Genomic DNA, 10,839 nt, shown 5'->3' with positions numbered 1-10,839 from the left:
GGGCAAGCCTCGCTCCTGCAGGGTTGGCGATTCGCCACAAAACTGTAGGAGCGAGGCTTGCCCGCGAAGAGGTCATCAGATGCAACACACTACTTTGCAGAGAATGTCTGTAGCCAAACATCCCTATTCTTGAAGGACAAATCCCTAAAAAAGTAGGGCAAATCTGATTTTCCTGTCCCTTCCTCAACACCCCTTGTCGCTCATGCAGAATCGCCCGCCCTCATTCTGCAGAGACACATCGGATGTTCGCTCCTGCCAATCAACCGCGTTTCACGTTGACGATCGACGGCGTCCAGATTGAGCTCAAGGTGCTTGAGTTCACGGGCACGGAAGCCATCAGCCAACCCTACCGCTTCGATCTGGAGCTGGTCAGCGACCGGCCAGACATCGAGCTCGAAAACCTGCTGCATCGTCAGGCGTTTCTGAGTTTCGATGCACAAGGTTCTGGCGTACACGGTCAGATCTTTCGCGTAGGTCAAAGCGATTCCGGGAAACGTCTGACGGGCTATCAAATCAGTCTCGTACCGCGACTGGCCTACCTCGGTCAGCGCATCAACCAGCGGATTTTCCAGCACCAAAGCGTGCCAGCGATCATCGCGCAGGTCCTCAAGGACCATGGCATCCAGCGCGATGCCTTCGAGTTCCGGCTCGGCAGCGACTACTCACCGCGCGAATACTGCGTGCAATACGCCGAAAGCGACCTCGCGTTTATCCAGCGCCTGTGTGCCGAGATCGGCATTCATTACCACTTCCAGCACAGCCCCGACGGACATCTGCTGGTGTTTGGCGATGACCAGACGGTATTCCCGCGCCTGCCTGAGCCGACGCTGTACTTGCCGGGCAGTGGCATGGCGGCGGACGCGCCGGCCATCAAGCGTTTCAACGTGCGTCTGGAGACCCGCACCACGGCGGTCACCCGTCGCGATTACGACTTCCAGAAACCGCGTCTCTCCCTGGAAAACCGGGTCGACAGCGAACAGCGTCCGGTGCTGGAGGATTACCACTTTCCCGGCCAATTCACTGACCGCGAGCATGGCAAACAGCTGACACAGCGAGCGCTGGAACGGCACAACGCAGACTTCCGTCAGGCCGAAGGTCGTGGCGACGATTCTGCCTTGGTCAGCGGACATTTCCTGCACCTCGCTGAGCACCCGCGTCAGGCGTGGAACGACCTGTGGCTGATCACTGAAATCGAACACCGTGGCCGACAGCCGCAAGTGCTGGAGGAGTCGGCCACCAGTGATGACCCGGATGATTTCCAGGGTTATCGCAATACCTTTCTGGCGACGCCGTGGGATGTTTCGTTTCGTCCATCCCTGGGGCCGGAAAAACCGCGCATGCTCGGCTACCAACCTGCCGTGGTCACCGGTCCTGTCGACAGCGAAATCCATTGCGATGAGTTCGGCCGGGTAAAGGTCCAGCTCGCTTGGGACCGCGACGGTCAGCTCAATGAGCATTCCAGTTGCTGGTTGCGGGTCGCCACGGGCTGGGCCCACGACCATTACGGCAGCGTGCTGATTCCACGAGTGGGCATGGAAGTGCTGGTGGGTTTCATCGACGCCGATGCCGACAAACCGCTGGTGATGGGGTGCCTGCCCAACGCCGCAACACCGGTGCCGCTGGATTTGCCCGCCGAGAAGACCCGCAGCATTTTCCGCAGCCAAAGTAGTCCGGGCGGCGGCGGTTACAACGAATTGCGCATCGAGGATCGCAAAGGCGCCGAGGAAATCTACCTGCGCGCCCAGCGAAACTGGACCCAGCACGTGTTGAATGATCAGCAGGTGCAGGTCGATAACCAGCGCAGCATCGTCGTCACGGGGACCGCTCGCCATGAGCTGAAGGCTGACGAGCAACGCATCACCCACGGCCAGCGCCAGGCCGAAGTGAAGCTCGACGATCACTTGCTGGTGATGGGCGACCGGCACATCCGCGTGTCCAGTCAGGCGCTCAACGCCAGTCAGCAATTTCACGTCAGCGCCGGTCAGCAAGTGGTGATCGACGGCGGTGCCAGCGCGACGATTCAGGCGGGCGGGCAGTGGATCAACATCGGTCCTGGCGGGATTTTCAGCAGCGTTCCGATTCAGGTCGGGGGCGCGTTGATGCCGTCTATGGCCGCTACGCCCGTGTCGCCCAATACGCCGTTGAAACTCGTCGCCGCCCCGGCCGCCCTGCTGAGCGCCGCACAGATCATGAGCCTGCAAAGCGACGCGCCGTTCTGCGAAGAATGCGAGCGCTGCAAGGACGGTGTCTGTGCCGCCTGATCGCATGTCACCCCACGCCTGGCTGGAACGCCAACCGCTCAAACCCGGACAGCAGTTGTTCGCGATTTTCGGCAACGCCAGTGCGTCGCAGCCGATGAAAGCCTGGCAGCTCTCGACCCCGGCCCAAGCACCGAGCCCGATCTGGGCCGACACCACCTATGCCGAGTGGGAACCGGTGATGCCCTATGTAGGAATCGTTCCCGCAGGCAATGAGTTTCTGCAGTGGGTCGCCACGACCGAGTCCCGTGACTGGGGTTGGCTGGCGGTTTCTTCTGCGTCTCAGGAAGCGCTGGTCGAACATCTGCGCAGCCTTACACAAGTGCTTTTGCCCAATGGCAGTGCGGTGTTTTTTCGGTTCTGGGATGGGCGTTATTTGCTGCCGATTCTTCAGTCTGCCGACGTGAACCCAACGCAATTAATGCCTGTGCTTGACCGCTGTTTGATCAATGGGCAGCCGCTCGATATCGGCGGTAGCGCATTGAAAGTCTCCAGGTTTTTTCCGTGGTGGGAAGTGTCTGAATCGCTGCTCGACGACCTCGCCGCCGAGTCCGCGACAACCCGGATCAACAACTTGATGAAGTGGTTGAGCGAAGACCGTCCTGATCTTTTTGAGGCGTTTTCGGCGCGTGTATTGCGGCACAAGGTTGCGACCTTTCTGAAGACGCCGGACCTGCCTCAAGCACCGAAACAAGCCTTGGCGGATTACCTGATGGCGGAGCGGAACTGATGGACCAGATTGTGCGGATCGAGAAGGAGCTCGACGGTTTTAAAGACACGTTGGTTTTGTATCGCGAGCAGCTCGGCAGTTTCTTGAGTCGGAATGCGGACAAGATCAGCCGGTCGATGGACATGCCTTCGCTGATGGGCATGGAGCGGCTGATAAAGCTTGGCGATTCGACGACAGCGGTGAGCAGTCGCGACGATGATTTTCTCTCGGGCTTGGCACAGTGTCCTGCGAACGGAATTCTGGAGATCGAGAGCAAGTTTGAATCGGTTTATGACATCCCGCTGGGCAATATTCAGGTCGATGTGATCGCCATGGACGGGGGTGAGAGCACCGCGGTCCCGCTCGACAAAAATGGCAAGGGACAGTTCGAAGGCACGCCTGGCAAGTTCTATCGCGTTCATGTCCAGAGTGACGTTTCATCGGATCAAATCGAAGACCTGTTCTCCTCTTACGATGGCCTGACCCAAGAACTGGACAGTTGGCTGCGCAACGAGTGGGAAGGGTTCAAGCCGCAATGGTCGCAGTCGACATATGCGGCCGCCGGTAATGGAATACTCGCGGGAAGTTGGGCGGCGATTACCGGTGTCTGGGACAGCATCAGCCTGCTCTCGGACATTCTCCAGAATCCCCGAAAGTTCGTTGGCCGCTTGGGCGATGGGGCCGACAAGCTTGCCGAACTGGCAGAGAAACTCCCGGCAACAATGGAAAAGGTCCAGCTGCTGGTCAGCGATGAAGCGGCCCTTTGTCTGTTGCTGCGCACGGCAAGCCTCTGGCTGGAGATGCTGCCCCCCAGTGAAATCGCCGGTAAAACTGCCGAAGCGCTTTCAACCGTGGTGGTGCAACTGCTCATCGATATTCTGATCGGGGTTGTTCTGACTTTTGCGGGCGCAGGCGTTGCCTATTTGGGGATGCGCCTTGCCAACTACGGCGCCCGAATCGTCGACGCTGTTGTGGGCTTCGTCAAAGCCATCTTCAACATCATTAACAGCTTCATTACCTACGTTGACCGCTACAAAAAAGTGGCCGCACGCGGTGTAGCGGCAGGCCTGAAAAAAGGCCGCATGCAACTTCGCTGGGACGCCAAACGCAACACCACACTCAAACAAAACGAACACCACGACAACGTCCCGGATCAGGCGAAAAACCCCAACGGCGACAGCACCGATTCCGTCGATAAAACCGCCACCAACAAATGCCCGGTGTCGATGGTTACCGGCGAAGAACTGCTGACCCTCATCGACGGTTCGCTGGACGGCATTCTGCCGTTCGACTTTGCCCGGCTCTATCGCACCAGTGCCGCCGAAATCGACTGCGGTCTCGGATTTGGCTGGAGCCATTCGCTCTCCCATCGACTGGAAATCGACGGCGACACCGTCGTCTGGATCGACCACGAGAACCGTCGCACCACGTTCCCGCTGCCGTCCGCTGAACGCCCGGCGATTCATAACAGCCTGTCGCGCGCCGCGATTTACGTTGGCAATGAACCCGAAGAATTGATCCTCGCCGTCGCCGGCGACGAGTCACGTTTCTACCATTTTCGTAATGGTTTACTTACAGCGATCAGCGACGGATACGACAACCGCCTGCGCATAACCCGCGATCGTCAGGGCCGCATTCGGCGCCTCGACAACGGTGCGGGCCGCGCCTTGTTGTTGCGTTATGAATGCAGTCACTTGGTCGCCGTCGATTATCAGGTTTTCGCCCCGGCCCAAACCCTGGACGAAGCCTGGCAGACCGAGCAAACACTGGTCGGTTACCGCTACGACGAACGCGGTCGACTCATTGAGGCCACCAATGCCGCCGGCGAAAGCGAGCGATACGACTACGACGATCAGCACGTCATTCTCCAGCGGCAATTGGCCGGTGGGGCGAGTTTTTTCTGGGAGTGGGAAAGGTCCGGCAAAGCCGCCCGATGCATCCGCCACTGGGCGTCGTTTGCGCAGATGGACGCGCGCTATACCTGGGATGACCAGGGCAGCGTCACCGTTCACAACATCGACGGCAGCGAAGAGGTTTACGTCCACGACGACCGGGCGCGGCTGGTGCGCAAGGTCGAACTGGATGGCGGCGAACACCTCAAGGCCTACGACGACCAGGGGCGGCTGATTGCCGAGCAGGACCCGCTCGGCGCGGTCACCGAATACCGCTACGACGAAGTCGGACGCTTGGTGGCGCTGATTCCGCCAGAAGATGAGCCTACGGCCTACGAATATCGCAACGGTTTCCTGCACGCACGCTATCGCGGCAAAGCGGTGTGGAAGTATCAGCGCAATGCGCAGGGGGATGTCACCGAAGCGACCGATCCCGATGGCCATGTCACCCACTATCACTACGACGAAAAAGGTCAGTTGCTGTCGATCCGCTACCCGGACACCAGCCGGCATGTGTTCGTCTGGAATGGCTTGGGGCAACTGGTCGAAGAGACGCTGCCGGACGGTGGCGTACGGCGGTTTTTCTACGATGCGCTCGGGCGGCAGATTACCCGTCAAGACGAAAACGGAGCGGTCACGAAGTCGCAATGGGACGCTGTTGGCCGACTGATCCAGACGATTCTTCCTACCGGTGCCAGTCGCGCCTACAGCTACAACGCCTACGGAAAAATCACTGCCGAACGCGATGAACTCGGCCGCATCACGCGCTACGAATACCTCGACGACCTGCACCTGGTCAGCCGCCGGCTCAATGCCGACGGCACCCAGCTGAAGTATCGCTACGACAACGCGCAGCTGTTGCTCACGGAAATCGAAAACGAATCCGGCGAAAAATATCAGTTGGCCTACACCCCCGGCGGATTGATCCGACAGGAAACTGGCTTCGACGGCCGACGCACGTCGTATGTCTACGACCTCAACGGCCATCTGCTGGAGAAAACCGAGTTTGGCGACGATGGTTCGCAGCTCGTCACCGCCTATGAACGAGACTCGGCAGGGCGGTTGCTGGTCAAAACGCTGCCCGACGGCGTCAAGGTCGAATACCGCTACGACAGCCTCGGCCGACTGATTGGCGTCGATGACGGGTACGACCATCCGCTGGAGTTCGAGTACGACCAACAGGATCGTCTGATCACCGAGCATCAGGGTTGGGGCACGCTGCGTTATGGCTACGACGCCTGCGGCCAACTCAACCGCCTGCGTCTGCCGGACGGCAGCAAACTCGATTACCACCATGCCAAGGGCGGCGCGCTCACCGCCATCGACCTCAACGGCGCGCAGCTGACCAGCCACCAATTTGCGTTTGGTCGCGAGCAGCAACGTCAGCAAGGCCAACTGCTCAGCGAATATGCCTACGACGATCAAGGCCGCTTGAAGGCCCACGCTGTCAGCCAACAGCAACAACCGCTCTATCGCCGCGACTATGCCTACAGCGCCAATGGCAATCTCGACAGCATCGCCGACACCCGTCACGGTCAGCGCAACTACCAATACGACCCGCTCAACCGCCTGACCCGCGTCCGTCACACCCGCGACGACCCGGCGGAAAGCTTCGCCCACGACCCGGCCGGTAACCTGCTGATGCAGGACCGGCCTGGCTTGGCGACCGTTAAAGGTAATCGCCTGCTGATGCAGGGCGACCGCCATTACGACTACGACGCCTTCGGCAACCTGGTTCGTGAACGTCGCGGCACCGCGCAAAAACTGGTCACCGAATACCGCTACGACTGCCAGCACCGATTGCTCGGCGTCACCACCCCGGACGGTCGCACCGCCAGTTACCGCTACGACGCCTTCGGCCGCCGCATCGCCAAAACCGTCGACGGCCACACCACCGAATTCTTCTGGCAAGGCGACAACCTCGTCGCCGAAAGCAGCCGCGAACACTACCGCAGCTACATCTACGAACCCGGCAGCTTCCGCCCGCTGGCGATGCTCGACGGCAAAGGCCCACGCAAAGCCTGCCCGTTCTACTACCAACTCGACCACCTCGGTACACCGCAGGAACTGACCGATTTTGGAGGCGAGATTGTCTGGTCAGCGAAGTACAACGCCTACGGCAAAGTCACTCGCCAGACGTTCGGCGAAGGCGAGCAACTTGAACAGCCGTTGCGGTTTCAGGGGCAGTATTTTGATGCCGAGAGTGGTCTGCATTACAACCGGCATCGGTACTATGATCCAGAGGTTGGACGGTATCTGACGCCGGACCCGGTGAAGTTGGCTGGTGGGCTGAATCAGTACCAGTACACGCCGAATCCGACGGGGTGGGTTGATCCGTTGGGGTTGAGCGGGAGTTGTCCGCAGTCGGGTAAGACTGGGTGTGGGGCGCCGGATGATACGGCTGGCGTTAGGGTTGATGAGGGTGAGCCGGCGCTGCCGAAGCTGACAGGTGATCAGCGGAGGGCGCGGATTGATGACCTTGCGGAGGCGAATGCGAAGCGGCGTGTTGAGGAAATGGAAAAAAAATATGACATGCACACGGTTAAAAAACACAGTTCAGAAATACCGGACCAAGCGCTCAAACAACGAGCAGATAATGGGGCCGACCCTCATACCGGTGAAGTTCCGAAAGGCGCTAGAGGGAACTTGAGCTCTCAATTCAGAAACTGGCGTATGCATTTGGGGGCATTGAATAAAGCTATGACAAGGGAAGCGTTAGGTTTGAGCCCGCATACAGGGAAGGACCAACATAAGAATCCGATCGTAAGGATGGAGCTTCCTGGGGCCGGGCGTGGTTATAAACCGAACAAGAAAGACGCTCGTAACCCAACACTAAATGAAGATCTGAATTGGTTTGAAGTTAAGTTCGATAAGGATAATGTGCTACGGCCTTTTACTGGTTTTCCTTCGGAGAGAAAATGATGTTGCGAGATCCATTTTTAAATGAAGAGTTTCAACCCGATTTGATGTGGTTTATTGGCGTCTTTGATGTTTATGATCGTGAGGAAACTCGGGGCGCGGAACTGGAAGTGTTTGATCCTAATGATCGCTTTGACAGAGCGGAGCTGATCAAAAGATACAGCTTGAATCTAGGTTATCTGTCCTATAGACATAAGTTCGTGCTCATGGGTTTTCTAGCGGAAAAGTTAAGCGATGCGTCTTATGATTTTCAGAGTTTGTTTGATATAGATGAAGAAGATGCAGGTAGTTGGCCGCGTGGTGAGTGGTATGCATTGGAGGATCCCCGTGGATTTCTTCAAGATGTCTATATGTTGGCTCAGGAGGCATGGAAGGAAGATCTTCTTTTGGCGAGTCTTGAAGATCGGGACAGTTGGTGATGGATAAGGTGGTGCCTGTCAGTCTGGGCTCCCACGCGTCGGGATTCTCAAGAGTAATAAATAAATTCGTCCCCTTTATGCTTAGGTTATGAATGAGGTGGAAACGAGGTTTGATAAAAATAATACTAGGCGCGTATTTACGGCTTTTCCGAGATAAAAGCGAGTAACAGATTTTGAAATCTCCATTTGAAAATGTAAGCCTACCTTGGGAATCTCGACTTTCTTATGTTTTGGGGGGCTTGAGATTTATGATCGGGAGGAGGGATTAGGAGAGGTCCTTAGGAAATATAATCCTAATCTTCTTCGGGAACGATGTGAATTAATTAGAACGTTCGTGCTGCGTGGTTTGGGCTACCTAAGTTACAGACACCGGTTTGCTCTATTTAAAATTCTTGAGGGGGCGTTGGCCGATAGGGAGTTTGATTTTTCTACACAGTTTGAAAGCGACTACGATGAATGCATTACTATCGCGTGGGATGAGACGGAGATAGTAGATTCTCGCGGTTTTTTTGAGGATATATACGCGTTGGCAAGCTTGGAGTGGAAAGATGATCTTTATAAAGCAAGTCTTGAAGATCAGTCCAGCTGGTGATGGAGAAGGTAGCGCCTATCAGTCTCGAATCCCACGCGTCGGCATTCTCAATACCGATTGCCAGCACTACGGAATGTTTACGTCTTGTTTAAAGATCTCGTAATTCTTACGAATTTTCCGGGCAAACTCATCGGAAGTTTCCTTCAAGTTGTGACGGCTTCCATGAACTGGTGGGCGATGGGTTGCAGGGATAGTCTTTGGCTGTCACCGCGCAAGTGGTGGCAGGGTGTAGGAGCCCTTTCTCATGATGCAACAGCTCTGTCGTTTGATTGCGGCACTTAACTCGTGTCCATATGATCGTTCGCGGCGGCTGTGTGCGGGACACGCTTCGGCGTGACCGAGGTTCATGAGTGCTCGGTACTCCTACTCCTGCGCATGGCTGCCACCCAAACCTATAGGAGGGTGCGTTTGGCAGCTAATTTTCATACTCATGGAATTTACAAATGACAACGCTAACGCCAGATCCACCCTACGAAAAACCAACTCCCCACCCCAAAAACCGCTTCATGGCCCTCACCAGCAACTGCACCGACATGCCCACGCTGTTCGTCGATACCCACGCGCCGCTCGATGTTTTATATGACGCCGCCAGCTATCGAATTCGCGCGGTGACGCAGGTGCTTGAGAACATGTCGATGCGCGGTTCGGTTGAGTGTGAGTCGTTCATTCTCAGTGATTTTGCGCTGCTGTGTGCCATTCCGTTGCGGGATGGGTGTGATGTGCTGGATGTAGTGGGGCGACGGTTGAGGGCTCGGCCTTCGGACTAAGGGCAGGATGTGGCGAGGGAGCTTGCTCCCGTTCGGCTGCAGAGCAGTCGCCAAATCAAGCGCTGCGGTGTGTCTGACAAATCTGCGGTGCTGATTTTGGGGCTGCTTCGCAGCCCAGCGGGAGCAAGCTCCCTCGCCACAGGGTTTTGTGGGTGCTGGGATGTTTTGGGGGTGCTGCGCAGCTCAACGGGGCAAGCCCCCTCGCCACAGGTTTTGTGGGTGGCTGGGGATGTTTGGGGCTGCAAGTGCCCGCTCAGCCGCGAACCCCTGACGTTCGCCTCGGTACAAGGTAAACTTCCCGGCCTTCGCAGGAGCAATCATGAATTATCGTCACGCCTTCCATGCCGGCAATCACGCCGATGTGTTCAAACACCTGACTCTGACCCGCATCATCGCCCTGATGTCGCGCAAGGAGCAGCCGTTTGCCTATCTCGACACTCACGCCGGTATTGGTCTGTATGACCTGCAGGGTGATCAGGCGAGCCGTACCGGTGAGTACCTGGAAGGTATTGCGCGTCTGTGGGATCAGCCGGATCTGCCAGCGCTGACCGCCGACTACATGAAAGTGCTGCACGACATGAACCCGGATGGCCAGTTGCGCTATTACCCGGGGTCGCCGGAGCTGGCGCGGCGTCTGACGCGGCCGCAGGATCGGGTGATGCTCAATGAGAAGCACCCCGAAGACGGTTTGCTGCTCAAGGACAACATGGCCGGTGATCGTCGGGTGAAGGTTCATTTGGGCGAAGGCTGGCATGTGCCGCGTGCGATGCTGCCGGTCCAGGAGAAGCGGGCGGTGATGTTGATTGATCCGCCGTTCGAGCAGCTCGATGAGATGCAGCGTTGCGCGGCGTCGCTGAAAGAGGCGATTGGCCGGATGCGGCAGACGGTGGCAGCGATCTGGTACCCGGTGAAGGATCAGCGCATGTTGCGACGTTTTTATCAGGATCTGGCGGGCACGGGCGCACCAAAGTTGTTGCGTGTGGAGTTGCTGGTGCATCCGCTGGATACGCCGAACAGTTTGAATGGCTCTGGATTGGCGATTGCCAATCCGCCGTGGGGCCTGGAAGAGGAATTGCGTGAGTTGCTGCCGTGGTTGTCCAAGAAGCTTGGGCAGACCCAGGGTGGGTGGCAGATGGATTGGTTGATTGCTGAGAGTTGATGGCTGATCAGATGGATTGATGGCGTCTGATCGGACGCCTTCGCGGGCAAGCCTCGCTCCTACAGGGATCGATATCTGAGCACAATTTTGTGATCGACATAATCCCGTAGGAGCGAGGCTTGCC

7 protein-coding genes are annotated in these 10,839 nt (G+C 57.3%); all 7 read left to right on the top strand.

What is annotated here, in order from left to right; all coding sequences use genetic code 11:
- Nucleotides 1–242 precede the first annotated feature (242 nt).
- The 7 genes from QMX98_RS27165 to rlmJ all read left to right on the top strand — a co-directional run bounded on the left by QMX98_RS27165 (nucleotide 243) and on the right by rlmJ (nucleotide 10,715).
- On the top strand, nucleotides 243–2,261 hold the full coding sequence (locus tag QMX98_RS27165) for a type VI secretion system tip protein VgrG (protein ID WP_282411649.1): 2,019 nt from the start codon (nucleotides 243–245) through the stop codon (nucleotides 2,259–2,261).
- Entirely contained in the window at nucleotides 2,251–2,988 is a 738-nt protein-coding gene (locus QMX98_RS27160) for a DUF4123 domain-containing protein (RefSeq protein ID WP_282411648.1), read from the top strand. Before QMX98_RS27165 ends, QMX98_RS27160 begins: the two co-directional genes overlap by 11 nt.
- Nucleotides 2,988–7,781 carry an RHS repeat-associated core domain-containing protein gene (locus QMX98_RS35115; protein ID WP_348967363.1) on the top strand — a complete coding sequence of 1,598 codons (4,794 nt, stop codon included), beginning with the start codon at nucleotides 2,988–2,990 and terminating at the stop codon, nucleotides 7,779–7,781. The genes QMX98_RS27160 and QMX98_RS35115 overlap by 1 nt, the downstream gene beginning before the upstream one ends.
- Nucleotides 7,778–8,197: a hypothetical protein gene (locus QMX98_RS27135; protein WP_049870740.1), complete on the top strand. Its 420-nt coding sequence runs from the start codon at nucleotides 7,778–7,780 to the stop codon at nucleotides 8,195–8,197. The genes QMX98_RS35115 and QMX98_RS27135 overlap by 4 nt, the downstream gene beginning before the upstream one ends.
- Before the next feature lie 334 nt (nucleotides 8,198–8,531).
- Nucleotides 8,532–8,789 carry a hypothetical protein gene (locus QMX98_RS27130; protein ID WP_010464324.1) on the top strand — a complete coding sequence of 86 codons (258 nt, stop codon included), beginning with the start codon at nucleotides 8,532–8,534 and terminating at the stop codon, nucleotides 8,787–8,789.
- A 443-nt stretch (nucleotides 8,790–9,232) separates the two neighbouring features.
- Nucleotides 9,233–9,556, top strand: a complete 324-nt coding sequence (locus QMX98_RS27125) for a hypothetical protein (protein ID WP_282411647.1) — start codon at nucleotides 9,233–9,235, stop codon at nucleotides 9,554–9,556.
- A 319-nt stretch (nucleotides 9,557–9,875) separates the two neighbouring features.
- Complete coding sequence (rlmJ, locus tag QMX98_RS27120) at nucleotides 9,876–10,715, top strand: 23S rRNA (adenine(2030)-N(6))-methyltransferase RlmJ (protein ID WP_010464314.1); 840 nt, start codon at nucleotides 9,876–9,878, stop codon at nucleotides 10,713–10,715.
- The last annotated feature ends 124 nt before the right edge of the window (nucleotides 10,716–10,839 follow it).

The sequence above is a fragment of the Pseudomonas sp. PS02303 genome (assembly GCF_029959925.1).
GTDB classification, from domain to species: domain Bacteria; phylum Pseudomonadota; class Gammaproteobacteria; order Pseudomonadales; family Pseudomonadaceae; genus Aquipseudomonas; species Aquipseudomonas mandelii.
Note: the sequence above shows the minus strand (reverse complement) of the source record. Positions and strands in the feature narration are given on the sequence as shown.

Bases quoted from the DNA above. Each gene is read 5' to 3' on its own strand.
- QMX98_RS27135 (WP_049870740.1), top strand. From the start codon at position 7,778: ATGATGTTGCGAGATCCATTTTTAAATGAAGAGTTTCAACCCGATTTG.
- rlmJ (WP_010464314.1), top strand. From the start codon at position 9,876: ATGAATTATCGTCACGCCTTCCATGCCGGCAATCACGCCGATGTGTTC.
- QMX98_RS27125 (WP_282411647.1), top strand. From the start codon at position 9,233: ATGACAACGCTAACGCCAGATCCACCCTACGAAAAACCAACTCCCCAC.
- QMX98_RS35115 (WP_348967363.1), top strand. From the start codon at position 2,988: ATGGACCAGATTGTGCGGATCGAGAAGGAGCTCGACGGTTTTAAAGAC.
- QMX98_RS27165 (WP_282411649.1), top strand. From the start codon at position 243: ATGTTCGCTCCTGCCAATCAACCGCGTTTCACGTTGACGATCGACGGC.